General features: G+C 67.6%; 22 protein-coding genes. 9 read left to right on the top strand and 13 right to left on the bottom strand.

Features of this window, described 5'->3' with window-relative positions; genetic code table 11:
- The first annotated feature begins 408 nt into the window (after positions 1–408).
- From YM304_RS22985 to YM304_RS17655, 3 genes are all read left to right on the top strand, one after another.
- The gene (locus YM304_RS22985) at positions 409–1,356 is read left to right on the top strand and encodes a GNAT family N-acetyltransferase (protein ID WP_015443083.1); all 948 of its coding nucleotides are present in this window, start codon (positions 409–411) and stop codon (positions 1,354–1,356) included.
- Positions 1,357–1,435: 79 nt separating this feature from the next.
- On the top strand, positions 1,436–2,473 hold the full coding sequence (locus YM304_RS17660) for a phosphotransferase family protein (protein WP_197536901.1): 1,038 nt from the start codon (positions 1,436–1,438) through the stop codon (positions 2,471–2,473).
- Positions 2,474–2,476: 3 nt separating this feature from the next.
- Entirely contained in the window at positions 2,477–3,220 is a 744-nt protein-coding gene (locus tag YM304_RS17655; RefSeq protein WP_015443081.1) for a dienelactone hydrolase family protein, read from the top strand.
- Between the two features lie 43 nt (positions 3,221–3,263).
- On the opposite strand, the gene YM304_RS17650 is transcribed toward YM304_RS17655, so the two are convergent.
- From YM304_RS17650 to YM304_RS17635, 4 genes are all read right to left on the bottom strand, one after another.
- Entirely contained in the window at positions 3,264–4,886 is a 1,623-nt protein-coding gene (locus YM304_RS17650; RefSeq protein ID WP_015443080.1) for an AMP-binding protein, read from the bottom strand.
- Positions 4,887–4,998: 112 nt separating this feature from the next.
- Positions 4,999–5,460 carry a VOC family protein gene (locus tag YM304_RS17645; protein ID WP_051071485.1) on the bottom strand — a complete coding sequence of 154 codons (462 nt, stop codon included), beginning with the start codon at positions 5,458–5,460 and terminating at the stop codon, positions 4,999–5,001.
- 44 nt (positions 5,461–5,504) lie between these two features.
- The gene (locus YM304_RS17640; protein WP_015443078.1) at positions 5,505–6,281 is read right to left on the bottom strand and encodes an SDR family NAD(P)-dependent oxidoreductase; all 777 of its coding nucleotides are present in this window, start codon (positions 6,279–6,281) and stop codon (positions 5,505–5,507) included.
- A gap of 68 nt (positions 6,282–6,349) precedes the next feature.
- On the bottom strand, positions 6,350–6,934 hold the full coding sequence (locus tag YM304_RS17635) for a glycerol-3-phosphate acyltransferase (RefSeq protein WP_162142106.1): 585 nt from the start codon (positions 6,932–6,934) through the stop codon (positions 6,350–6,352).
- 293 nt (positions 6,935–7,227) lie between these two features.
- Between YM304_RS17635 and YM304_RS17630 the strand changes: the two genes are divergently transcribed.
- Both YM304_RS17630 and YM304_RS17625 read left to right on the top strand, forming a co-directional pair.
- Positions 7,228–8,925, top strand: a complete 1,698-nt coding sequence (locus YM304_RS17630) for a right-handed parallel beta-helix repeat-containing protein (RefSeq protein WP_041298413.1) — start codon at positions 7,228–7,230, stop codon at positions 8,923–8,925.
- A gap of 102 nt (positions 8,926–9,027) precedes the next feature.
- On the top strand, positions 9,028–10,788 hold the full coding sequence (locus YM304_RS17625; RefSeq protein WP_041298412.1) for a right-handed parallel beta-helix repeat-containing protein: 1,761 nt from the start codon (positions 9,028–9,030) through the stop codon (positions 10,786–10,788).
- Between the two features lie 30 nt (positions 10,789–10,818).
- Here the strand turns inward: YM304_RS17625 and mftC are convergent, their stop codons facing one another.
- Genes mftC through YM304_RS17610 form a run of 4 tightly spaced genes read right to left on the bottom strand, consistent with a single transcriptional unit; the run spans position 10,819 to position 13,728 of the window.
- Positions 10,819–11,976: a mycofactocin radical SAM maturase gene (mftC, locus tag YM304_RS17620; RefSeq protein ID WP_015443074.1), complete on the bottom strand. Its 1,158-nt coding sequence runs from the start codon at positions 11,974–11,976 to the stop codon at positions 10,819–10,821.
- A gap of 3 nt (positions 11,977–11,979) precedes the next feature.
- Positions 11,980–12,297 (bottom strand): mycofactocin biosynthesis chaperone MftB, encoded by a 318-nt coding sequence (mftB, locus tag YM304_RS17615; protein WP_015443073.1) that lies wholly within the window; start codon positions 12,295–12,297, stop codon positions 11,980–11,982.
- 4 nt (positions 12,298–12,301) lie between these two features.
- The gene (gene mftA, locus YM304_RS24880; protein WP_070105291.1) at positions 12,302–12,415 is read right to left on the bottom strand and encodes a mycofactocin precursor MftA; all 114 of its coding nucleotides are present in this window, start codon (positions 12,413–12,415) and stop codon (positions 12,302–12,304) included.
- A 50-nt stretch (positions 12,416–12,465) separates the two neighbouring features.
- Complete coding sequence (locus YM304_RS17610; protein WP_015443072.1) at positions 12,466–13,728, bottom strand: amidohydrolase; 1,263 nt, start codon at positions 13,726–13,728, stop codon at positions 12,466–12,468.
- A 156-nt stretch (positions 13,729–13,884) separates the two neighbouring features.
- Between YM304_RS17610 and YM304_RS17605 the strand changes: the two genes are divergently transcribed.
- Entirely contained in the window at positions 13,885–14,607 is a 723-nt protein-coding gene (locus tag YM304_RS17605) for an MOSC domain-containing protein (RefSeq protein WP_015443071.1), read from the top strand.
- Here YM304_RS17605 and cobA read toward each other — a convergent pair.
- The 3 genes from cobA to YM304_RS17590 are packed head-to-tail and all read right to left on the bottom strand — an operon-like array spanning position 14,592 to position 17,828.
- Entirely contained in the window at positions 14,592–15,353 is a 762-nt protein-coding gene (gene cobA, locus YM304_RS17600; RefSeq protein WP_015443070.1) for a uroporphyrinogen-III C-methyltransferase, read from the bottom strand. The two genes, YM304_RS17605 and cobA, sit on opposite strands and share 16 nt — an antisense overlap.
- Entirely contained in the window at positions 15,350–17,113 is a 1,764-nt protein-coding gene (locus YM304_RS17595) for an NADPH-dependent assimilatory sulfite reductase hemoprotein subunit (protein ID WP_015443069.1), read from the bottom strand. The genes cobA and YM304_RS17595 overlap by 4 nt, the downstream gene beginning before the upstream one ends.
- A 55-nt stretch (positions 17,114–17,168) precedes the next feature.
- Positions 17,169–17,828, bottom strand: a complete 660-nt coding sequence (locus YM304_RS17590) for a phosphoadenylyl-sulfate reductase (protein WP_015443068.1) — start codon at positions 17,826–17,828, stop codon at positions 17,169–17,171.
- Positions 17,829–17,899: 71 nt separating this feature from the next.
- Here YM304_RS17590 and YM304_RS17585 point away from each other — a divergent pair, with 71 nt between their 5' ends.
- Together YM304_RS17585 and YM304_RS17580 are read left to right on the top strand one after the other, a co-directional pair.
- On the top strand, positions 17,900–18,505 hold the full coding sequence (locus tag YM304_RS17585; RefSeq protein WP_015443067.1) for a precorrin-2 dehydrogenase/sirohydrochlorin ferrochelatase family protein: 606 nt from the start codon (positions 17,900–17,902) through the stop codon (positions 18,503–18,505).
- Positions 18,506–18,590: 85 nt separating this feature from the next.
- A complete protein-coding gene (locus tag YM304_RS17580; protein WP_154723526.1) occupies positions 18,591–21,626 on the top strand; it encodes a M16 family metallopeptidase in 3,036 nt (1,011 codons plus the stop codon).
- Positions 21,627–21,750: 124 nt separating this feature from the next.
- Here YM304_RS17580 and YM304_RS17575 read toward each other — a convergent pair whose 3' ends face one another.
- Positions 21,751–22,290: a hypothetical protein gene (locus YM304_RS17575; RefSeq protein ID WP_154723525.1), complete on the bottom strand. Its 540-nt coding sequence runs from the start codon at positions 22,288–22,290 to the stop codon at positions 21,751–21,753.
- Between the two features lie 116 nt (positions 22,291–22,406).
- Between YM304_RS17575 and YM304_RS17570 the strand changes: the two genes are divergently transcribed.
- Positions 22,407–23,522: an NDMA-dependent alcohol dehydrogenase gene (locus YM304_RS17570; RefSeq protein WP_015443064.1), complete on the top strand. Its 1,116-nt coding sequence runs from the start codon at positions 22,407–22,409 to the stop codon at positions 23,520–23,522.
- Between the two features lie 71 nt (positions 23,523–23,593).
- On the opposite strand, the gene YM304_RS17565 is transcribed toward YM304_RS17570, so the two are convergent.
- On the bottom strand, positions 23,594–25,138 hold the full coding sequence (locus tag YM304_RS17565; RefSeq protein ID WP_015443063.1) for an HNH endonuclease signature motif containing protein: 1,545 nt from the start codon (positions 25,136–25,138) through the stop codon (positions 23,594–23,596).
- Between the last annotated feature and the right edge of the window lie 77 nt (positions 25,139–25,215).

Below are 25,215 nucleotides of genomic sequence, written 5' to 3'. Positions count from 1 at the left end.
CAGATCTCCCGATCTCTGCGTCAGCCCTCAGCGCTCGTTGCCCAAAGGCAACTCGGCCTCATGCTTCCTTGACCTCGGAAGATCTTTCGGCGCCTCAGCGAGCTGACCGTTGAGTGGTGCTGGGTTGATCTTGTGGTGCGGCCACGCGCCTTGCGAGCGACGCCCCTGAGCACCGTCAGCAAGCTGATCTTTTATCATCAGCGAGCTGATCTCTTGATGTGGCGGCAACTCGGCCTCATGCTTCCTTGACCTCGGAAGATCTTTCGGCGCCTCAGCGAGCTGACACTTGAGTGGTGCTGGGTTGCTCTTGTGGTGTGGTCACGCGCCTTGCGAGCGACGACCCTGAGCACCGTCAGCAAGCTGATCTCTTGATGCGGTGATCTGGCTGGTGTGATCTGATGGGGGGTCATGACCGTGGTGATTCGGCGGGCGCGAGTCGCCGACCTCGACCAGATGGCGACGCTCGCCGCCGACGCGCAGGCAGACCCCGATCGCTTCTGCGCCTACCTGGCCGCCGACGCCGGGGCCATCGCCGCCGACGTCGCCGGTGTCATCGGTCCGAATGGCGGTGACTGGACCGACGCCTCGTGGGTCGCGCTCGACGACGCCCGCAACGTCATCGCCTGGCTCGTGGCGGAAGTCGACGACGACATGGATCGCGTGTGGTGGTGGGGGCCGATCGTCGCCGACGAGCAGCGCCTGCCGCCGGTGTTGCGCGACGGCACGATGGACCAGCTGTTCGCCGCAGCGAACGACGTCACCGGCCGCTACGACGAGCACGAGCTCGCGATCGACGACCGCTCGACGATGCTGCGATCGTTCGCCAGCCGCCACGGCTTCGTCGCCGAAGAGGCATCGGCCATGCTGCGCACGCCGCCGCTCGCCGCGACCGGCCAGCAACACGGCGACCGGGCGACCGACGAGCACCAGGGCGGCGTCGTCGCGCTCGCGCCACACCACCACGCCTCGGTCGTGGCACTCCACGACTCTGCGTTCCCCGGCACCCACACGACCGGCGAGAAGCTGGTCGAAGACGCCCCTGGCCGCAGTGTCCTGGTGATCGACGACGCCGCCGCGTCCACGACTGGAGCGGTCGCCGGCTACGTCGCCGTCGAACGGCAGAGCGACGGCTCGCTCTACATCGACTACCTCGCCGTGGCGAACCACCTGCGCGGCCGCGGCATCGGGCGTCGCCTGGTGTCGGAAGCAGTCGCTCGCGGTGCCGCCGAGGGGGCCACGCACGCACACCTCACCGTGCGGGTCGGCAACGTCGCGGCTCGGCGCCTCTATGCGTCGGTCGGCTTCGTCGAAGAGAGCATTCTCCTCCCGCTCCGCCGTGGCTTCAGCGTCCCCTGACCGGCGGCCAACACGGTCGACCGCAGCGAAAGAGATGTTCGTCTGAGTCGACGATCGGGTGGGCGGCTACGTTCGTCGTGTGAACGAAGCTGTGGTCGGAATCAACATCGAGAACGTCACGAAGTGGCTCGACGAACACGTCGACGAGCTCGACGGTCCGTATGACTTCAAGATCATCACCGGTGGTCGATCGAACCTGACGTTCCACGTCACCGACTCGAAGGGCGTGCAGTTCGTGCTGCGCCGTCCGCCGACCGGCAACGTGCTGGCGTCGGCGCACGACATGGTTCGAGAACATCGGATCATCGCTGCGGTCGGCCAGACCGACGTCCCGGTGCCACGCACGCTCGGCGTGTGCGAGGACGACACGGTCAACGACGCCCCCTTCTACGTGATGAGCTACGTCGAGGGCACCGTGCTCGACGAGGTCGAGAAGGCCCTCGACATGACCCTCGACCAGCGTCGGGCAGCCGGTGAGCACCTCATCGACGTGCTCGCCGACCTGCACGCCGTCGACATCGACGAGATCGGGCTCGGCAACCTCGCCAAACGCGAGGGATACGTCGAACGTCAGGTCAAGCGCTGGACGATGCAGTGGGAGAAGTCGAAGACACGCGAACTTCCGGCGGTCGACGAGATCGCTCGCCGCCTCGCCGAGAACCTTCCCGCACAGCAGAGTGTCACCATCGCGCACGGCGACTACCGCTTCGGCAACTGTCTCGTCGACAAACAGGCTGCCAAGGTCGTCGGCGTCCTCGACTGGGAACTCTGCACGCTCGGCGATCCGCTCGCCGACGTCGGATACCTCGGCGTCTACTGGTCGGATCCCGGTGAAGAGCAGATGCGGGCGAACGACCCGACGGGCATCGAAGGATTCCCGAAGTACGCCGAGCTGCTCGAGCGCTACGCGAACCGCACCCGACTCGACCTGTCGAACATCGGTTACTACGTCGCGTTCTCGTCGTGGCGGCTCGCCGTCATCTCCGAAGGCGTCTACTCTCGCTTCATCCACGGAGCGATGGGTGACCAGGAGATCGAGCCCGAGATCCTCGAGAACTTCCGCGTCGGGGTCGAACGACTCGCCGAATCCTCGCTCGAGGCACTGAAGGGAATCTGATCGATGAGTACCGGGGTCCTCGCTGACTGGGCCACGTCCGACTTCACGGCGGCTGGGATCACCCGGGACGTGTATCGCAAGGGGTCGGGGCCGGCGGTCGTCGTCGTCCACGAAGTCCCCGGCATCACTCCGAAGGTCACCGCGTTCGCGAACGAGGTGGTCGACCGCGGCTTCACGGTCGTGATGCCCGACCTCGTCGGCACCCCCGGCAAGGAACCGAGCAATGTCTACGGCCTCACCTCGATCCTGAAGGTGTGCGTGGCGAAGGAATTCACCACCATGGCGCTCAACCAGACCTCGCCGATCATCTCGTGGCTCCGAGCGCTCGCCCGCAATCTCCACAACGAGGTCGGTGGCCCCGGTGTGGGAGCGGTCGGCATGTGCTTCTCCGGCGGGTTCGCGCTCGGGATGATGGTCGACGACATCATGCTCGCTCCCGTCCTGTCGCAGCCGTCGTCGCCGTTCGCGATCGGCAAGGCGCGCAGCGCAGATCTCAACCTCTCACCCGACGACGAGGCCGCGGTCATCGCTCGCGCGCAGCAAGGATGCCAGGTGCTCGGACTGCGGTTCACCGGCGACAAGTTGGTCGGCGACCGGTTCGCCACACTCCGCGACAAGCTCGGCGACGCGTTCATCGCGATCGAACTGCCGAGCAACAAGGCGAGCGATCACTCGGTGCTCACCGAGCAGCGCGACGACGCCAGCGTCGAACGCGTCCTCGACTTCTTCGTCGAGAAGCTGCACTGATCCGGTATCCGCTCGACGAGCGGATGCCGAACACAGCGGGACGTCAGCGCGATGCGTCGGCGAGCGCCTTGGCGGCCTTGTAGTTGGCCTTGCCGTTCGGTGCGCGGGGCACCGACTCGACGAACACGACCGACTTCGGGGCCTTGTAGCCCGCGAGGTCGTTCTTGACCGAGGTGATCACGGTGGCTTCGTCGACGTCGGAGCCGTCGACTCGCGACGCCACGGCAGTGACGGCCTGACCGAACTTCTCGTCGTCGATGCCGACGACGAGGCAGTCGAGGATGCCCTCGACCCGCTTGACCGATTCTTCGACCTCTTCGGGGAACACCTTCTCACCGCCGGTGTTGATGACCTGGCTGCCACGACCGAGCAGGATCAGCGTGCCGTCGGCGGCCACCTGAGCGAGGTCGCCGGGGAACGAGTACCGAACCCCGTCGATGACACGGAACGTTCGGGCCGACTTCTCCTCGTCCTTGTAGTAGCCGAGGGGCACGTTGCCGCCGGCGGCCACCATGCCGACCTGGTCGGATCCGGGCTCGACCTCCTTGTCGTCGTCGGTGAACACCTTGGTCGTCGGCATCTGCTGGAACTTCGCCGTTTCGGTCGGCATGCCCTTCATCATGATCTGGGTGCCCATCGAACCCTCGGACGAGCCCATCGCGTCGACGAGCACGGCGTGTTCGATCCGGTCGAGCATCTGCTGCTTGACCTCGGTGGTCCACATGACCCCCGACGACATGAACAGGCCGGCGGTCGAGAGGTCGTAGGTGCCGCCGCCGGGCTTGCCTTCGTCGATCGCCCGCACGAGCGGCTTGGCGAAGCTGTCACCGACGATGGTGAGCGCCGTGACCTTGTGGTCTTCGATCGTCTGGAGCACCTCGTGTGGGTCGAGACTGCGGCTCGTGGTGGTGACGATCTTGCCGCCGGCCGACATCGGGATGAACCAGCCGAGCCAGCACCCGGTGCCGTGCATGAGCGGGGCGCACGGGATCGAGACCATGCGTGAGCCGGCCTCGGCCGCACCCTTGACGAGCTCGCCCACGCCCGACGCATCGGCTGGTGGCTCGAGCCCGACCATCGGGAAGCCCTGCATGATGAAGCCCTCGCACAGGCCGCCGATCGCGTACATCACGCCCTTGGGCATGCCGGTCGTGCCGCCGGTGTAGAGCATGTAGATGTCGTCTTCGCTGCGTTCGATGCGCTCCATCGGCTCGTGGCCGGCCACGACGTCCTCGTAGGCCTGCGCTCCGGGCACGTCGGCACCGGGTCCGTCGTCGACCACGACGAGGAGCTTGAGCTTCGGCAGACGGCCGACGACCTTCGCCACCCGGTCGGCGAGCGACGAGTGGAAGACGATCGCCTCGGCGTCGGAGTTGTCGAGGAGGTACCAGAGTTCTTCGTCGAGGTAGCGGTAGTTGACGTTGACGGCGACGCCACGCATCTTGAACGCGGCGTAGTGGGCCTCCATGTACTCGTTGCAGTTGTACATGTACAGCGCGACCTTGGAATCGGGGCCGAGCCCGGCTTCGGTGAGCGCCTGCGCGACCCGGGCGGCACGGTCGTCGTACTCCGACCAGGTTCGGGCGGTGTCGGCGTGAACGATGGCGATCTCGTCAGGGATCGCGTCGGCGATCGATTCCCACACGGTGGCGAAATGCATTTCCATGTGGGGGATCGTAGGCAATCGAGCTGTGGCCGCCGTCACGGGAGTGCGGAACTCGGCCAGACGCCGCTTCCGCAGGCTGCGGCGCGGTGCGCCAGTCTGATGCCGCGGCGAATCAGCCGCCTTCGACGACCGTGAATCCGTCCATCGCGGACTCGATCTCGGCGTGCGACGGCGCGCTGACCGTCTGGCTCAGCATCCACCGATGGCCGAACGGATCGAGGATCGTGCACTGTCGGGCACCGTGGGGCTGATCGGCCGGCGGCTGGAGCGATGTGGCGCCGTTGCCCACGGCCAGTTCGTGCAGGGCGTCGCAGTCGTCGACCTCGAGGTGGAGAGCGTGCGACGAGCCCTGCTGCGACGTGGCAGCCACGACGTCCATCTCGGGGTAGGCGTCGGAGAGCATCACGGTGGCGCCCGACACCACGAACTGGGCGTGACCGAGTCGTCCGTCGTCGCCGACGTATCTGACGGTCTCGGTCGCGTGCAGGCTGTCGGCGTACCAGCGAAGTGCGGCGTCGCCGTCGTCGACGGTGATGTAGGGAGTGATGCGTTGTGCTGCGGCCTGATCGCTCATCGGCACAGTGTCGCGCGGCGCGGCGAACTCCCCGGACCGTTGCGTCAGCGCGGTCCGCCGTTGACGTCGATGAGGGTGCCGGTCGTGTAGCTCGAAGCGTCGGTGGCGAGGTACAGCGCGGCGCCGATGATCTCGTCGGGTTCGCCACCACGCCCGAGTGCGAGCGTCTTGCGGGCCGACTCGTTGAACTCGTCGAGGTTCCAGGCCTTGGAGATGTCGGTGAGGAACGGGCCGGGAACGATGCAGTTGACCCGCACTTCGGGACCGAGGGTCCGCGACAGACCGTACGTGAGGTTGTTGACCCCGGCCTTGGCCGCTCCGTAGACCACCTCCTGCGGACTCGGGCGTTGCGACGAGATCGACGACACGAAGATGATCGACCCCGAGCCCTGCGTGCCGGCCTGCACGGCGGCCTGCATGCGGGTGCCGATCACCGCCGACAAGCGGAACGGCCCCTTCAGGTTGACGCCGAGCACCTTGTCGTAGAGCGCTTCGGAGATCGCGTCGACGCTCGGGTACAGCGGCGACATGCCGGCGTTGTTGACGAGCACGTCGCAGCGCCCGAAACGTTCGTAGGTCGCCTCGGCGAGTCGGTCGCTGTCGTCCCAGTCGCCAGCGTGGTAGGCGATGGGCAGTGCCTGGCGACCGAGCGCCTCGACCTCGCGTGCGACCGATTCGCAGTTCTCGATCTTGCGGCTGGCGATCACGACGTCGGCACCCTGCTCGGCGAACGCGAGCACCATCTCTCGTCCGAGGCCACGCGACCCTCCGGTCACCACGGCGACGCGGCCGGTCATGTCGAACTTGTCGATTGCGCTCATCGCTCCAGTGTCGTCGCTCGGCGCCTCGACGACCGAACTCGCGGGTACCGCACTCGGTGACGAGGCGGTCAGGCCGCCTTCTGCACGCTGCTGAGCGACGGTTCTTCGCGCCGGATCAGTCGACCGAAGTTGCGCCAGTGCTTGACGAGGATCAGCGCGCACACGGCGCCGAGCGCGGCGTACTCCCAGGCGGGACGGTCGAGGAGCGCGAGGCCCGCTGGTACGAGTCCGACGGCGACGAGCGATCCGACGGCAGCCTTGCCGGTGATGCGCGTGACGATCCACCACAGCGCGCAGGCGAACGGGGCGATGATCGGCTGGAGGACGAAGAGCACACCGGAACCGGCAGCGACACCCTTGCCGCCGCGGAACCCGCGAAACACCGGGAACATGTGGCCGATGATGGCTGCGCCGCCCGCCCAGTAGGCGAGTGGGCGTCCGTCGTACCCCAGCGCGAGCCCGGTGGCGACGGCGGCCTTGAGCGCATCGAGCACGTACACCCACGCCCCCTTCTTCCAGCCGAGCGCTCGGGTGACGTTGGAGGCCCCGGGGTTCCCGGAGCCGAACGTTCGGATGTCGATGCCGTTGGCGCGCGCGATGAGGATCGCGCTCGGGAACGTGCCGAGCACGTACGCGACAACCATCAACAACATCGGCACGGGTAGTGATCCTTGCAGGTCGACCCGCGTTTGCGACATCTCGTCGCGCACACGACCATGTGGCTCGACGTGACGCGAAGGTCGTCCGACGGTGCCGGAGGGGCAGAATCTCGACGCAGGGTGATGTCCGGTCACGCACCGTCGAGACCGAACGGCGTTCAGGTGGTGTAGTCTTGACGAATCGGTGGCGATTGTTTTCTGAACGGTCGAGCGGACACCGAGACACAGATGCGGTTGAGAGGGCGGCGTTCGTTGCGGCGCCTTCTGGGTGCGGACTTCCGACTTTCATGACGACACACGACACGATTCCCGAGACGGCGACGCTCGACGAACCGCGTCCCCGTCGCTGCGTCGGCACCCGCTCGATCATCGCCGTGGTGCTCGCGATGGCGGTGTTGATCACGCCCCTCGCGTTCGACGAAGGCTCGACGGCTCACGCTGCGGCACGAACCTGGGTGGTCGCCCCCTGGGGCGACAATTCGGCCTCGGGCTCTGCGTCCGACCCGTTGAAGACCGTCGGTTGGGCGGTCGCCCGTGCACGGAGCGGCGACACGGTCGTGCTGCGCGGCGGCGTCTACAACGAGCAGGTCCAGGTGTACCGCAAGACGTTGCACATCCGCTCGCAACCCGGCGAGCGAGCGGTGCTCGACGGTGCGGTCGCGGTCGACGACTGGTCGCCGAGCGGCGGCGACTGGTACAGCAGCGGTTGGACGCAGCAGTTCTACCGCGAGGTGTCGGGTGGGGTCGTCGACGGCGACAACATCGTCGCCGGCTACCCCGACCAGATGTTCATCGACGGCCGGACGCTCACGCAGGTGCTGCAACGCAGCGACGTGCGCCCCGGCACGTTCTTCCACGACACCGATGCCGATCGTCTCTGGATCGGTGACGACCCGACCGGCGCCCGCGTCGAGGCATCGAAGCTGCGCTTCGGCTTCTACTTCAACCGTGCCGACGGCTCGACGCTCACCGACGTCACCGTGCGCCGGTACGCCACCGAGGCTCGGCACATGGCGGCCATCCGTGCGTACTCCGACAACCTCGTGTTCTCGGGCGTCACGTCCGAACTCAACGCCCGTATCGGGATCTCGGCGATCGGCTCCGGCATCGTCATCCGTGACAGTCGCTTCGTCGACAACGGGCATCTCGGAGTGCACGGTGACCGCCTGACCACCTTCGTGGTCGAGCGCACCGCGGTGAAGGGCAACAACAAGGCGGGCTTCGACACCTTCCACTCGGCCGGTGGACTCAAGGTCACGTCGTCGCGGGGCGTGACCATCCGCGACAGCGACGTGTCGCGCAACAACGGGCCCGGCATCTGGACCGACCTCGACACCGAGTACGTCACGATCTCGCGCAACCTCGTCGAGCGCAACGGCCGCGCCGGCATCGAGATCGAGTTGTCGCGGAGCGTCAACGTGCTCGGCAACGTCACGCTCGACAACGGTGAAGCCGGCATCTGGGTGCTCGAGTCGCAAGACATCCAGGTGCTGCACAACGCCAGCTACGACAGCAAGAACGCCATCGAGGTCGAGGAAGGCCCGCGTCGCAACGTCCGCAACGTGCGCGTGTTCAACAACGTGCTCGCCCGGGCGAAGGGCGGTTCGCTCGCACTGCTCGCCGTCAACGACTGGACCGAGGAACGATCGGCGGCTCAGATGGGTGTGCGTACCGGGTACAACGCCTACTGGGTGCCGAGCACGTCGGAGACCGCCAATCTCAGCCGCTGGGGGCAGTGGCCGAGCAGCCCGGCGTATTCGCAAGACCTCCGCGAACATCAGCAGGTGACGGGCCAGGGCGTGGGTTCGCTGGTCGACACGTCCGGATCGAATCCGTTCGTGCGCTCGACCGACACCCTCGACTACCGGAGCCCCAGCACCACTGCGGCGGGAGCCGCGGTGGCGGGATCGGCGGCCGCCGAACTCGGTGTGCCGAGCGGATCTCGGCCCCGAATCGGGCCGCTCAGCGTCGTCGTTCGTCGCTGACGACGATTCGTCGAGAATTTCTGAAGATTCTGCTCAAGTCCGGAGTGCATCCGGTCGATACACGTGGTGGTGGAATCTCTCAATGCGCCAGGGCGGCGTTCGGTGGCTGCTTCGTCGCGCCCGTGGTGGCGGACGATCGGCGCCCTCGTCGCCACCTGTCTCAGCGTGTCGGTGCTCGTCGCCGACGCGTCCCCCTCTGCCGACGCAGCGACCGTCTGGCACGTCTCGACCCGAGGCTCCGACAGCGCGTCGGGTTCGTCGTCGTCACCGCTGCGCTCGATCGGTGAGGCGGTCGACCGTGCGTCGTCGGGTGATGCGATCGAGATCCGCGGCGGTGTGTACCGAGAATCGGTGCAGGTCTACCGCAAGGCGCTCGACATCAGATCGGCCCCGGGAGAGCGAGCGATCCTCGACGGATCCGTCCCGGTCTCCGGTTGGGAGCGAGGCTCCCTCGGCTGGTTCGTCGACGGTTGGACCACGCAGTTCCACGCCGACTTCGGTGCGATGGTGCTTCCGGGCTATCGCACCGCCGGCTACCCCGACCAGGTGTTCGTCGGTGGCGAGCCACTGTTCCAGGCGGCCGGCGGCGACGCGTGGGGCCCGGGGCACTTCTTCCACGCGACCGGAGCCGATCGCATGTGGATCGCCGACGATCCGGCCGGCCGGACCGTCGACATCTCCAATCGGTCGTGGGGGATCTACTTCAACGAGGCGCACGGCTCGAGCCTGACGAACGTGACCGTGCGCCGCTACGCGACCGAACGTCGTCACATCGCGGCCATCCGCGCGTATGCCGACGACCTCACGTTCGACGGGGTCGTGGCCGAAGACAACGCGGCGATCGGTATCTCGGTCATCGGCGACGACGTCACGATCGCCAACGGTCGTGCGAGCGACAACGGCTACATCGGCATCCACGCCGACAGCGCGACCGACCTCGTGATCGACGCCATGTCGGTCGTCGGCAACAACCGCGCCGGTTTCGACCCCTTCCATTCGGCGGCGGGCATCAAGACCACCCGGTCGGCGAACGTCACCGTGCGACACAGTGACGTGTCGTGGAACCACGGCCCGGGCATCTGGACCGACGTCTCGAGCGCCGGCGCCGTCATCGTCGGCAACCTGACGGAGAGCAACCACCGATCGGGCATCGAAGTCGAACTCACCGACGGCGCGGCCATCGCCGGGAACACGGCACTGCGGAACGGCGAAGCCGGTATCTGGGTGCTGGAGTCACAACAGGTCGACGTGTGGAACAACGCGGCATTCGACAACGCGTGGCAGATCAAGGTCGAGGAGGGCCCCCGGCGCGACGTCGACAGGGTCACGATTCGCAACAACCTCCTCGGGTCGTCCAGAGCAACCGGTGCGGCGCTCCTCGACGTCAACGACTGGACCGAGAACCGCTCGGCAGCCCAGATGAGGGTGACCGCCGACCACAACGTCTACTGGCGGCCGAGCACGTCGTCGACGCCGGTGTCACGCTGGGGTCGTTGGCCGTCGTCGCTCGCCGTCAACACCAGCCTCGGCGCGCACCGCTCGAACACCGGACAGGGCGAGCGCTCGGTCGCCTTCGCCGGCGACGATTTGTTCCCCGTCCGCGCCGCCAAGTGTCGTGACTATCGCGGCGTGGAGACGCTCGCTGCGGGCGCCCCGTTGCCACCGGTGATCGCCGGCGTCGTCGACCTGCTGGCCGGTCTGGTCCCGGTTCCGGGTCCGACGGCGGTCGCGCCCCGACTGCGGTACGACTGGCCGCTCGACGCTCGCGTCGATCCCGCTCCAGCGGGAGGTCTCGTCGGCGCCAACGGGATGCGCCACGCCGTGCGCGTCGGCCCGGTCGACGTCGTCCCCAACTGCGCCTGAATCAGCGCGTGGGCCGCGCCCGCAGATGAATCAGCGGCGGGTGAGCGCGACGGGGGTGCGCTGAGGCTTCGAGTGGTCCATCGCCGGTTTCGGAACGACGACGTTGCCCGACGACGCGGCGAGCATCGCAGCCTCGCCGTGACCGCTCACGCACTCGGGGTCGGGGCCATCGAGCGGGATGCCGACGAAGAACTTGGCGGCCATGCAGCCGCCCTGGCACGCGTCGTAGCTGCCGCACGAGGCGCACGCGCCGGCCGACTGCGGCTCGCGCAGTTCGGTGAACAGGTCGCTGTGCTTCCACACGTGGCTGAAGCCGCCGGCGTCTCGAACCGAGCCGGCCTTGAACTCGTCGTGGATGACGAACGGGCAGGCGTACACGTCGCCGATCGGGTCGATCAGGCACACGACGCGTCCGGCGCCGCACATGTTCAACCCGGGCAGCGGCTCTTCGCCGAGCGCGTTGAGGTGGAAGAACGAGTCGCCGGTGAGCACGTCGTCGCCGTTGGCGAGCAGCCACTCGTAGATCTGTCGCTGCTGCGCCTGGGTCGGGTGCAGGTCGTGCCACGAGTCGGCGCCGCGGCCCGACGGGCGCAGACGGGTGATGCGCAGCGTGGCGCCGAAGGAGTCGGCGAGCGCCTTGAACTCGTCGAGTTGATCGACGTTGTGGCGGGTGACGACCACCGAGATCTTGAAGTCGTCGAAGCCGGCGTCGCTGAGGTGCTGCATCGCCTGGATCGCCGTGGCGTACGAGCCCTCGCCGCGAACGGCGTCGTTGACCTCGGCGTCGGTGCCGTCGAGGCTGATCTGGATGTCGAGGTAGTCCATCGCCGCGAGGCGTCGGGCCTTGTCGGCGTCGATGAACGCGCCGTTGGTCGAGAACTTCACACCGATGCCCTGGCTGATCGAGTAGTCGAGGATCTCGAAGAAGTCACGACGGATCATCGGTTCGCCGCCACCGATGTTGATGTAGAAGACCTGGAGCGCCTTGAGCTCGTCGAGCACGCCCTTTGCTTCGGCGGTGGTGAGCTCTCGCGGGTCACGGCGACCCGACGACGAGAGGCAGTGGACGCACTCGAGGTTGCAGGCGTAGGTGAGTTCCCACGTGAGGCAGATGGGTGCATCGAGCCCGCCCTTGAGCTGCTCGACGAGCGCGGCGGGGCCGGACGTGGGGGTGTCGGTCACGGTCATGGTTCAGGCCTCGATCGCGGTGGTGGGTTGACGGACGTCGGTGCTCGACGAAGCGCCGCTGGGCGCGACGTCGCAGAGCATGTCGGACTCGTAGAGGGAGGTCAGCGCTCGGTCGAACGAGGGCCAGCGGCGCTCGTCGATGTTGCACGCGGTGAGCGTGTCGGCGACAGTGTCGTGGTCGGCGAGCGACTGCACGACGCGCACGACGTCGGGGTGTTTCAGGAAGACGAGCTTGCGCGTGTCGTAGTGGTACGCCAGCGCGCCGAACGGCTCGGGGCGGAGCGCTACCTGCGGGTGCAGGCCGAGCGACGCGTCGAGCATCCGGTCAGTAGACGCCGCACATCCCGTCGATGGAGATCTCCTCGACGAGAAGTTCTTCTTCGACGAGAACGTCGGTCGTCTCGGTCTCGACGGAATCGTTGACGGTCGTTTCGTCCATGGAGGCAGGATAGCCGCGGTCTCGTCGCCCGACCTGATCTGCCGATCGAGCTACGCGGTCAACCATTGGCGCGCCGCCACGTACATCGCCTCGATCCCCGCGGCCATGGTCGGATTCTGGATGGGCGCGTACAGCGGGGAGTGATTGGCGGGAATGTCCTCGTTCACTCGATTGGCGGCCAGCGCATCGAAGAAGGTGGCGTGGTCGGCACCTCCAACGAACCAGAAACTGGACGGAAAGCCGCCCCGCTCTCCCAGCAGACCGAAGTCCTCCGATGCCGAGGCGGGCGGTGCCTCGAGCACCCGGTCGGCAGCGAAGTGCGAGCGGAACGCGGCCTCGACCGTGGTCGTGGTGGTCGGATCGTTGTGCAGGGCCGGGAACCGACTGATCGGCTCGATCTCGGGTGAGGACGGGCATCCGGCCGCATGGGCCTCGCCGTGGACGATTCGCTCGATCGCAGCCAGGACCCGGTCTCGCACCTTGGCGTCGAAGGTGCGGACGTTGAGCCCGAGTTCGGCCCGATCGGCGATGATGTTCTCCTTCGTGCCGGCGTGCACGGTGCCAACCGTGACGACCGCCGATTCCCGGGCAGCCAACTCGCGTGAGACGATGCTCTGCAGGCGCATGATCGTCGAAGCGGCCAGCACGACCGGGTCGACCGTGGATTCGGGTGACGAGCCGTGTCCGCCCCGGCCGTGCAGGACCACCTTCAGCGAGTCGCTCGCCGCCATCGCAACGCCCGACCGCGACAACAGCCAGCCGGCGGGTGCGGGCGCAACGTGTTGACCCAGGCCGACGACGGGGGTGCCGAACCGTTCGAACAGTCCGTCGTCGCACATGGCGGCGGCCCCGCCGCCGACCTCCTCGGCAGGCTGGAACACCAGCATTGCCCGGCCGCCCCACGCGGATCGGTCGGAGGCCAGCAGTTCGGCCACGCCGAGCATCCAGGTCACGTGCATGTCGTGCCCGCAGGCGTGGGCGATCGGCACGTCGTCTCCGGCGGCGGTCATGCCGCGCTGCGTGCTCGCATAGGAGAGCCCCGTCGCCTCCTCCACCGGGAGCGCATCGATGTCGGCCCGAAGCAAGACCGGCGGCCCGTCGTCGCCGAGCGTGGCGACGACTCCGGTGCCGCCGACTCCGGTGGTGACCTCGAAACCGAGGGCGTCCAGCCGGTCCGCCACGACTCCGGCCGTGCGGTGCTCCTGGAACGAGAGTTCGGGATGGGCGTGGAGGTCCTCGTACACCTCTCGGAGAGGCGGCAACATGGAGTCGATCTGCTGAGCAATTCGGTCGTGGTCGATCGTCACGGTCACGAGCGCCAACCTAGTGGTCGGCGCCGATCCGGCAGCGTTGGGCCCGGCCTGCCCGCCGTACGGGGCTCGGGGCGGTCACCGGCAGGTGTTCGAGACCGGGTCGAGTGAACCGACCGCGGCCGAATCGCGTCGAGGGAGCGGGCTAGCTTCGGGCAGGTGCGCGTGAGAGAGATCTGGCGATACCCGGTCAAGTCGATCGGGGGCGAGGTGCTGCCGTCGGCGACGATCACCGAACTCGGCATCGCCGGTGACCGCGGCTGGAGCCTGTTCGACGTGAGTACCGGAACGACGCTCACGGCCCGCCGCACGCCGGAGCTGTTGTTTGCGTCGGCACGGGTGGTCGGCGGGGACGTGGTGATCACGTTGCCCGACGGCAACGAGGTCGGAGCCGGCGACGACGCGGCGCTGTCGGCATGGCTCGGGCGAGACATCGAGCTGCGTGCGGCCGGCGAGCACAACCTCGAAGCGGGCGGTACCTACGAGGTGCCGCTCGACGTCGAGAACGATGCCGACTGGGTGAGTTGGCAGGGCCCCGGCGGAGCGTTCCACGACTCGGCGAAGGCGCGGGTGTCGCTGGTGTCGGAAGGGTCGCTTCGCGACTGGGACCGCCGCCGCTTCCGCACCAACCTCATCGTCGACGGATCGGGCGAAGACGACTTCGTCGGCGGCCACGTGGCCATCGGCGACGTGCGGTTGTTCGTCCGCAAGCAGATCGATCGCTGCGTCATGGTCACGCGGCCGCAGCCCGACCTCGACCGCGATCTCGACGTGCTGAAGACCATCAACGCCGAACGGGCGACGTTCCTCGCGGTCGGCTGCCTCGTCGAGTCGCCTGGCGAGATCGAGGTCGGTGCCGAGGTCGTCTACAGCGCGAGTTGAGCCGGGTCGAACCGTGGCGCGGCATCGTGTTCGACGCGCAAGAGGTCGAAGGCCGCGACGGCGCCGATGACGATCGTGGCCGGTGACTCGACGTGCGTCGAACCGAGTTCTGCCAGATCGCATCGAGCGACGACCTGATCGCCCGTCGTCGCCGATCGCACCGCTGCCACCGGCGTGTCGGGATCGAGCCCACCGGCGATCAACTCGTCGGCGATCGCACCGCGATGGGCCACGCCCATGAGCACGACGATGGTGCCACCGGTGCGGTTGAAGCGGGCGAGCGCCCGCCAGTCGACGTCGGGTTCGCCCGGTCGACGATGCCCGGTGACGACGGTGAAGGCCGCCGACACACCCCGGTGCGTGACAGGAACGCCCGCGGCGGCCGGTGCGGCGACGCACGACGTGATGCCGGGCACGATCTCGAAGCTCACGCCGGCTTCCTGGAGCGCGATCGCTTCCTCCCCACCTCGACCGAAGACGAACGGGTCGCCGCCCTTGAGTCGCACGACGCGCTTGCCCTGCCGGCCGAGTTCGACCAGGAGCGCGGAGATCATCTCCTGGGGGACGGGGCGACCGGCGCGCTTGCCGACATCGATCCGCTCGGCCCGTTCGGGAACCAGATCCATCACGCCGTCGCCGACGAGTGCGTCGTGGACCACCACGTCGGCCTGTGCCAGCAGACGCGCTGCCTTCATGGTCAGCAGATCGGGGTCACCCGGCCCGGCACCGACGAGGGAGACGGTCATGATTCGCTCCGTTCGGCACGGCGAGCGGCGCGGCGCGACGTGTCGGGCGGAAGCAGCGCGTCGAGCTGCTCCCAGTTGGCGTCGGCCCAGTCGCCGAAGCTGGTGGGTGACGTGCGGTCGGTGTCGCGGCTGAATCGTTCGAGCAGCGGGCGGAGCAGGTCGGCGATGTCGTTGATCGGCACGTCGGCGCGAAGCCGGCGCGCGAGGCGGTCGCCGGCCGGGGAGCCGCCGACCAGCACGTCGTAGCCGCGCTTCGAGCGACCGACGATGCCGAGCTCGGCGGCGTAGGGACGTGAGCAGCCGTTGGGGCAGCCGGTCATGTTGAGGCGGAGCGGGAGGCCCGTGTTGCCGGTGTCGGCCAAGACCTTCTCGAGCCGGTCGACCACGTCGGGCAGCACTCGTTCGGCTTCGCCGAGTGCCTTGGAGCAGGTCGGGAGCGCCGGGCAGGCGATGGCGAGGTTGCGGGTGGCGCTGTTGTCGGAGGCGAGCTGCACACCGTTGGCGTGCAGCAGGTTCTCGACCGTCTCGATCTCACGCGGATCGACGCCGAGCAGCAGGAGGTCTTGTCGCGCGGTCACGCGCAGTTCGTCGACGAGGCCGTCGGCGATCAGTCGGCGCAGCGCCCAGCGGAGCCCGCCGGCGACCTTGCCCGACGGCACGGGGAGGCCGAGGGTGACCGAGTCGCTCGCATGGCCCGGTGACGACTCGTGGTCGTGCCAGCCGTGGTGGGCGTCGACGGTCCAGTCGGGCAACTCGACGGGCGCGGCGAGGGCGAAGCCGGTGCGCTCCTCGATCTGGTCGCGCAGCCAGTCGATCCCCTTCGCTTCGAGCAGGTACTTGAGTCGTGCCCGGCTGCGGTCGTCACGGTTGCCGTGATCGCGTTGCGTGGCGACGATGGCCTCGACCACGTCGCCGACCTGCTCCACCGGCACCCAGGCGACGGGCTGAGCGAGCAGTGGGTAGGTGTCGTCGGGGCGGTTGTGGCTCATGCCCATGCCGCCGCCGGCGAGCACGACGTAGCCGGTCAGCTCGCCCGACGTTCCCTCCGAGAGCGTCGGCACGATGCCGACGTCGTTGGTGTAGATGTCGACGCAGTTGTCGCCGGGCCAGGCGACGGCGATCTTGAACTTGCGCGGGAGATAGGCGTCGCCGTAGAGCGGCTCGACGTCGTCGATCGCCGGGAGCGAGAGGGCGTTGGCCCGAGGCTTCTCCGCGCTGACGGCCTTCTCGCCGTCGACCCACAGTTCCCAGTAGCTCTCGGTCTGCGGACGGAACCGGGCGACCAGATCGTCGACGAGCGGATCGATGACCGCTCGGCGTTCGGGGTGGGGGAGCGGGCACGCCATGATGTTGCGCACCACGTCGCCGCAGGCGCCGAGCGTGGTGAGCAGCGAACTGTTGATGCCGCCGACCAGTTGGGCGAGTTCGTTCTTGTAGACGACGTGGTACTGCACGCCCTGGCGGGTGGTGAGGCGCAGTTTGTCGTCGGCGAGCGCGGCCACGCGGTCGAGAGCGAGCCACTGGTCGCCGGTGATCACGCCGCCGGGAACCGACGCCCGGACCATGCACGAGTAGTCGAGCGGCAGCTTCGCCTGGGTGCGGCTGCGGCGGATGTCGCGGTCGTCCTGCTGGTAGATGCCGTGGAACTTCAACAGCATCTCGGCGTCGTGTTGGAACTCGACGGCGCCGTCATCGGCGAGTTCGGCACCGATCGTGCCGGCGAGGTAGCCGCTCTCGATCTTGATCGTCTCTGCGCTCATGGCGTGGTCTTTCGTGAGGTGACGTACGTGGGGGAGAGGTGGAACCGGGTGGTGTTCACAGGTGCAGCCCGCATTCGGTCTTCTCGGAGTCGGCCCATCGACCCGACCGAGCGTCGGCGCCGTCCTGCACCGGGCGGGTGCACGGCCAGCAGCCGATCGACTCGTAGTTGCGATCGGTGAGCGGGTGCTCGGGGAGGTCGTGCTGGGCGGCGTAGTTCGCGACGTCGGCGTCGCTCCACGACACGAGCGGGTTGACCTTGACGACGTTCTTGAGGAGGTCGACGTGGGCGAGTGGGGCCGAACGTCGCGATGGGGAGTCGTCACGGCGGAGTCCGGTGACCCACACGTCTCGGTTCTGCAGCGCTTGTTGCAGCGGCTCGACCTTGCGGGCGGCGCAGCAGGCGTCGGTGTCGGTCTGCCACACGTCGCGCTCGAGGTCGGCGGCGGGACGGACGATCCGGATGTTGAGGTCGAATCGGTCGCGCATCGTGTCGGCGAACCACTCGGTTTCGGCGAAGAGGTAGCCGGTGTCGAGCAGGGTGATCTCGATGCCGGGAATCGTGTCGTTGGCGAGGTGGGCGAGTGTGGCGTCACCGAAGCTCGCAGTGACGCACACGGCGTCTCCGTGGGTTCGGTGCGCCCAACGGAGTGCGGCTCGTGCGTCGATGAACGGACGGCCGGTTTCGAGCGGGAAGGAGGTGGTCACGTCCGACATTCAATCAAATCCCGACCAATACGATCAACTTTGTAGGGATTGATCCTGAGAACATGCTCTACGCTGGGGTGATGGCAGCGTCCAATTCCCCTGAAACCCGAGCAGGACGAGCGAGATTCTCGTATCCGGTGTTCCTCGACCTCACCGACGTGCCGGTGCTCGTCGTCGGTGGCGGACGTATCGGCGCCCGCAAGGCCGAGGGCCTGGCGGCCGCCGGAGCTCGGGTGCGCGTGGTGGCCGAGGAGGTGTCGGAGCACATCGACGCCGACGTGGTCGACGAGGTCCGCGCCCACCGGTTCGTCGACGGTGACCTCGACGGCATCCGCCTCGTCGTCACGGCCACCGGCGACGTCGAGACCGACCAGGCGATCTCGCGCTCGGCGCGTGCTCGCGGCATCTGGACCAATGCCGCCGACCAGCCGGTCGACTGCGAGTTCATCCTCCCCGCGATCGCGAGGGCGGGACGCGTGACCGGAGCGATCAGCACCGACGGTGCGAGCCCGGCGCTCGCCAAGTATCTCCGCGATCGGGTGGCCGAGATCCTCGACGATCGCGTGGCCGAGGTCGCCGACATCCTGGCCGCCGAGCGGGCCGACGTGCAGGCTCGCGGGGGGTCGACCGAAGACATCGACTGGACGCCCCGCCTCCGCGAACTCCTCGACGCACCCACCCTCTGACCAACCTGGTTATTTCCATCCCGGATGGAAATAACCAGGTCGGGGGCTCACGGGTGGTTGACGGGGCGCTCCTAGAGTGGCCGCCATGTTAGCTCGGCGGTCCCGATCATCTCGTTCGATCAGCGTGCGTGCGCTCGGGGTGCTGCTCGCCTCGTCGGTGGGTGTCGCTGCATGCGTGTCGTCGGCCGACGACGTCGATTCGGAATCGAGCGATTCGACGCCGACGTCCGAGGTGGCCGACGCCCCCGACGTCACGACCGACACCGACCCGGAGCCGGTGTCGACCGATCCGGCGCCGACGACGAGCGACCCGGTCGCGGAGCAGGGCGACACGCCGACGTTCGAGACCGAGCCGCCCGACGCCAGCTCACTGCCGTCGCTGACCGACGGCGACGACGACACCGTGTCGGGCATGCTCGACAACGGGCTCCGCTACCTCATCCGTGAGAACGACAACCCCGGTTCGAAGGTCGAACTGCGGCTCGTGATCGACGCCGGATCCGGGCTCGAAGACGACGACCAGGTCGGCGGTGCGCACTTCCTCGAGCACATGCTCTTCAACGGCACCGAACAGTTCCCGAAGAACGACCTCGTCGACGTGCTCCGCAGCTTCGGGGCCGGCTTCGGCGCCGACATCAACGCGTACACGTCGTTCGACGAAACCGTCTACACGCTCACCGTGCCGACCGGTGACCCGTCGGTCGTGTCGACCGGGCTCGACGTGCTCGAACAGTGGCTCTCGGCGGCGACCATCGCCGAAGACGACGTGATCGCCGAGCGCGGTGTCGTGCTCGACGAGTGGCGCGTCCGCGACCAGACGTCGAGTGGTCGACTGTTCGACGAGATCGCCGACTTCTTCCTGGCGGGCACGGCGTACGACGGACACACGCCGATCGGTGGCGGTGAGGCGATCGAGACGACCGAGGCCGCCGAGCTGCGCCGCTTCTACGACGACTGGTACCGGCCCGACAACGCCACGGTCATCGTCGTCGGCGACATCGACGTCGACGACATGGAGCAGCAGGTCGTCGAGCGGTTCGCCGACGAGGTCGATCGTGGATCGTCGCCCGAACGCGTGACCCTGGAGGTTCCACCGGCGACCGAGGCGCGGGCGCGAGTGGCTTCGGACACCGACCTCGCCGAGGGCTACGCGTTCGTCACACTGCCCATCGCCCCGACCGAGGCGCCGTCCATCGAGGCCGAGGCGCAGGCAGAGCTGTACCGCGTGATGGCGTTCCGCATCCTCGCCACGCGGCTCAACAACGATGCACTCCGCGGTGAAGCTCCCTTCGACAGCGCCGAGGTGGCCAGCAGCGAGTTCGTCCGCGAGATGATCGCACCCGAGATCTTCGTGACCGTCGACGGCGAGAACGTCGCCGCGGCGGTGCAGGCGATCGTCGACGAGTACGAACGGGTTCGCCGCTTCGGATTCGCGCCGGAAGAGGTCGAGCGTGCCGCGGGCACGTTCCGCTCCGACGCGCAGACCACGTACGACGGGCGCAACTCGCGTCAGGACGCGTCGTACGCCGACGAGTACGTCGACTTCTCGCTCACGGGTGACCCGTACGTGACGGCGCAGCGCGAGTACGACTTCATCAACGCGGCGATGGACGGAGCGACGCCCGAGAACCTGACGCACGTGTTCGTCGAGGTGCTCGACGCGGCAGGGCCGCACATCTTCGCAGCGGTGCCGAGCGGCGAGCTCGACGACACGGCGACCGCCGAGGAGTTGGTGGCCATCGCCGAGTCGGTCGGCGAGCGAGACCTCGAACCGCCCGCCACCAGCGCTGCGATCGGCGACGATCTGATGGAGCGTCCGGATCCGGTCGAGGAGTCGGAGCGTTTCCAGCTCGCCGACGACCCGTTCCCGAACTTCATCGACCCGACCGTGGTCCGCTTCGACAACGGGGTGACGGTGTCGTTCAACCCGAACGCGATCGTCGAGGGCCAGGTGTACCTCGAAGGCCGCAGCCCCGGTGGGTTGGCCGCACTCTCCGATGCCGACGTGCCCAACGGTGACGCGCTGAGCGGTGTGGTGGGCAACAGCGGCGTCGGCGATTTCGACCGGGTGGCGATCGACGAGTTCCTCGACAAGAAGGACCTCACGCTCTACCCGTCGGTCGACCTGTTCGAAGACCGCTTCAACGGCGTGACGGCGACGACCGATCTCGAAGTGTTGTTCCAGCTGATCCACCTCGGCATGACCACGCCGCGGGTCGACCCGGTGGCGCTCGATCAGTACCTCGACGATCAGCTCCCGTACGCCGAGAACCCCGGACTCGACTCCGGGTACGCCGAGTTCGTCGCCATGCAGGACGCGCGCTACGACGACATCCGCTTCCTGGCGCCGACGCCGGAGACGTTGGCGACGGTGAGCGCCGACGGGCTCGCCCGTGTCGCCGCCGACCGCTTCGGCGACGCAAGCGACTGGACGTTCTCGTTCAGCGGAGACTTCGACGTCGACGCCGCCATCGAGTTGGCCCGCAGCTATCTCGGCACGTTGCCGTCGTCCGGTCGTGTCGAAGAGGTCGGCTTCGACGAGGAGCCACCTCCGTCGGGTGTCGTGCTCGTCGAGACGCAGGCGGGCGAAGGCGAGACGGCCAACGTCTCGTTCCTGTTCACCGCCGAAGCGAGCACCGATCGCCGCGACGACGTGCTCGCCCGGGTGGTGCAAGAGGTGGTGTCGAACCGGCTCACCGACTTCATCCGTGAGGAGTTGGGCGACACCTATTCACCGTTCGGGCAGCTGTCGATCGGTTCGGGTGCGACGCCTCCGGCCGAGTACTACATCTCGGTCTCGACCGCTCCCGATCTGGTCGAGAAGGTGTCGTCGGCGGTGCTCAGCCAGTTGGCCGACCTGCGTGACAACGGCCCGGCGAGTCGGGAGTTCGACAACGCGATCGCCACCGTCGGCGAGCAGTTGAACTTCTTCAACAACGGCCAGATCAACGACGAGGTGCTCGATGCGCTCGTCGACCCGGCGGGCTCCGCCGACTTCGATGACTTCCTCTACGAACTCGATCTGATCCCGTCGATCTCGGCGAGCGACGTGCAGTCGGCCCTGCAGTCGTGGACGAGCCCCGACCAATACATCGAAGTCAGAGTCCTCCCCAGATCCTGAACGAAGACCAGTGGACCGGAGCAGGAGTCAAAAGCACCAGCGAGAGCTGCGCGGGAGTTCCGCAACGTGACACCAATCAATAGTGGTCCTGAGCGGTGATTCCGGGAAAGCTGGCCCGGCTGAGTCAGTGGTGGGAGGTGATGGTGCGTTGCGACACTTCGACGAGTTCGCCGCCGCGCACTTCGTAGCTCACCACGTGGTCGACGCTGTGCTGACCGCTGCGTTGCTTGCCCGACACGACGTCGATCCCGGTGCCGTCGACGAGCGGCAGCAGTGCGACGGCGCGAAATCCTTCGTCGTTGCCGGGCGACGAACGCTTGTCTTCGCGCAGCAGGAGGCTCGACTCCCAGACCCACACGTCGTCGACGCTGACGAAGCGGCACTTGTGGCTCGACTTCGACTTCGACACCGTGCCGCCGGGACAGACGATGACGTTGCCTTCGACCCAGGGGAGTGCGCCGAGGCCATCGCGGCCGAAGCCGGTTTCGAACGCCGCGGCGATGATGGCGTCTTCGTCGCCGTCGCCGATGGCCCGCTCGATCTGGACCTGGCGAACGAGCTCGGCGACGTGGTGCAGTTCGGCGTCGGACATGTCGCGCACGAGCGCCGACACCGCGTCGAGATGGAGTGCGTCGAGGTCGGCGGACAGTGCGTCGTCGTTCATGCGTTGCATTCTGCCTGAAGGGTGTGACAGCCCCGACCCAGCGTCGGTCGCCGGGTGGTTGTCGGGCGCCCGTCTGCGTGCCGCGCGACCTGCAGTGATGGCGTACTCTCAGCGGTATGCAGACCAAGGCCGCAATTCTCTGGGAAGTCAACAAGCCGTGGAGCGTCGAAGACATCGAACTCGACGACCCGAAGGAAGGGGAGGTCGCGGTCAAGCTCGCTGCCTCCGGCATGTGCCACTCCGACGAGCACCTCGTCACCGGTGACCTGCCGTTCGAGCTGCCGATCATCGGTGGTCACGAGGGTGCCGGTGTGGTCACCAAGGTCGGGCCCGGTGTGAGCTGGCTCGAAGAGGGCGATCACGTCGTGTTCGGATTCATCCCGTCGTGTGGCCGTTGCCCCAGCTGTTCGACCGGTCACCAGAACCTCTGTGACCTGGGCGCCATCATGGGTGCAGGCCTTCAGGCCTCCGACATGACCTCGCGTCATCACAGCACCAGCGGTGAGGACCTGAAACTGATGTGCATGCTCGGCACGTTCGCTCACGACACCGTCGTCAACGAGGCGAGCTGCATCAAGATCGAGAAAGACGTCCCGCTCGACCGCGCATGCCTGCTCGGCTGTGGTGTCGTGACCGGTTGGGGTTCGTCGGTGTACGCCGCCGAGGTGAGCCCTGGCGACGTGGTCGCCGTGGTGGGTGTTGGCGGCATCGGCGCCAACGCGATCCAGGGTGCCAAGCTCGCCGGTGCCAAGCAGATCTGGGCGATCGACCCGGTCGAGTCGAAGCGTGAGAAGGCGATGGAGTTCGGTGCCACGCACACCGCAGCGTCGATGGCCGAGGCGATGGAGCCGCTCGGTGCCGCGTCGTGGGGCACGATGGCCAACAAGGTCATCCTCACCATGGGCGTCGGTTCGGGTGAGCTGATGGCCGAGGCACTCGGGCTCGCCGCCAAGCGCGGTCGCGTCGTGGTCACCAACATCCACCCGGCGATGGAGATGTCGGCCAACATGAGCCTGCTCGACCTGACCCTCATGGAGAAGCAGGTCGTCGGTTCGCTGTTCGGCTCGGGCAACCCGCGTGCCGACATCCCGAAGCTGCTCAGCCTCTACCGCGAGGGTCAGCTCGACCTCGACGGACTCGTCACCAAGGAGTACTCGCTCGACGGTGTGAACGACGGCTACGACGACATGCGGGCTGGCAAGAACATCCGCGGCGTCATGGTCTACAACTGACCCGCTGATTCGGATCCATCGATTCGCAGACGCCCGCCCGCGAGGGCGGGCGTCGTGCGTTTTCGCTCTGGTCATCGAGTGAGCTCGCCGACGCGTGTGCGCGCGAGTTCGGCGAGGCGCGCGAGTTCGGCAGGTTCGTCGGTCTCGTCGACGAGTTCGGGCACTCTGCAGCCCGCCGGCAACATGATCGAGCCATCGGCTCGGACCGTGTGGTGTCGGCCGGCGGTGGAGGTCCGGGTTCGCCATCGGTTTCGATGCTTCCCGCGGTTGTGTGGGCCGCATCGGACGCCGGCGTTGGCCTGATCGGTCGTGCCGAGTTCGTTCCACTCGATGCCGTGATCGATCTCGCACGATGTCGACCGCAACTCGCACCCCGGATGCTCGCAGGTGCGCAGCAGCACCATCGCCGCGTGCCTGGCCGGCCCGGTGAACAGCCGCTGCTTGCGTCCGTAGTCGATGACGTGACCGTCGGCGTCGGCCACCACCCGGCGCACGTGACCGGCGAGCGCCGCCTGCACCACGTGTCGGGGGCGCAGTGGTACGCCGTTGCTCGTCTCGCATCGTCGGCCGAGGAGTTCGTCGGGATGCTCGACGAGATCTGCGAGCAGATCGGTGGGTTCGGCCAGACCGGTGAAGGGATCGATCGGGTTGCCGTCGAGATCGAAGTCGGTCGCCAGTCCGAAATCGACGAAGGCCCGTCCGAACGTCGCGTCGTCGATGACGAGGTCGATCAACGGGTCGGTTCGCGTGATGGCGAGCTCGTCGTCGAGTGCTTGGTTGGCCAACTCGAACGCTGCGTGGATCGCGTCGTGGCGGCGATGGGCGTCGGTGCGTGGGAGCGGAACGCCTGCGATGTCGTCGCCGTGCTCGGCGCGTCGAGTCTCGACGTCGGCGGCGAACTCGCGCTCGACGAATCGGTCGACGATGGCGATGAGCGTCGCCGTCGCCATGGCGTCGCCGCCCGTGACCTTCATGAACAACGAGCCGTCGGCATCGACCACCGTGGCCTGGCGGTGCTCGATCGCTCGATCGTCACGTTGCTCCGCGCCGTCGTCGTCGGCGATGGCCACGACGTGCGCCATGACCGCTTCGAAATCGGAGTACTTCAACTGCTCGGCATGTCGCACCAGCGTCGGGGCGAGTTCGTGTAGCGCATGACGTACTCGTGGATTGGCGAAGGCACGAGCGAATGCCTCGACCTGGGGGAGACCGATGCGACCGACCGCGAGCGCGTCGCCGACGCCGGGGATGCCATCGGCCGCTCGCGCCAGACGAAGCCACCGCTTGGTCTCGGTACTCGACCAGTTGAACGTCGCTCGCAGGTACGACGTGAGCGTGCGGTGTCCGTCGGCGGCCGGGAGGCCCCGGGCATCGGCCGCCAGCACTCGGGCCAACATCTCGGCGGCGGTGCGACGATGCGCCAATTCGAGCGCTCGTAATTCGCCGTCGACGACCGCGTCGGGCTGGGTGATTGCCGAGTCGATGATCGTCTCGAACACCCCCTCGGCAACGGAGTCGCACGAGTCGCGACTCGGAGACAGTGAGGGTGGCGCCGACTCGACGGCGAGCAGGCGTTCGACTCGATCGAACGGCGAGGCGTCGAAGTCGTCCTGCATGATCGCCAGTCTAGCGAACGTGTGTTCGATTGTCAAGATGAAACGGTCGTGCTTCGACGCCGGGACAGCACCGTTGC

This window comes from Ilumatobacter coccineus YM16-304, assembly GCF_000348785.1.
Lineage (GTDB): Bacteria > Actinomycetota > Acidimicrobiia > Acidimicrobiales > Ilumatobacteraceae > Ilumatobacter_A > Ilumatobacter_A coccineus.
Note: the sequence above shows the minus strand (reverse complement) of the source record. Positions and strands in the feature narration are given on the sequence as shown.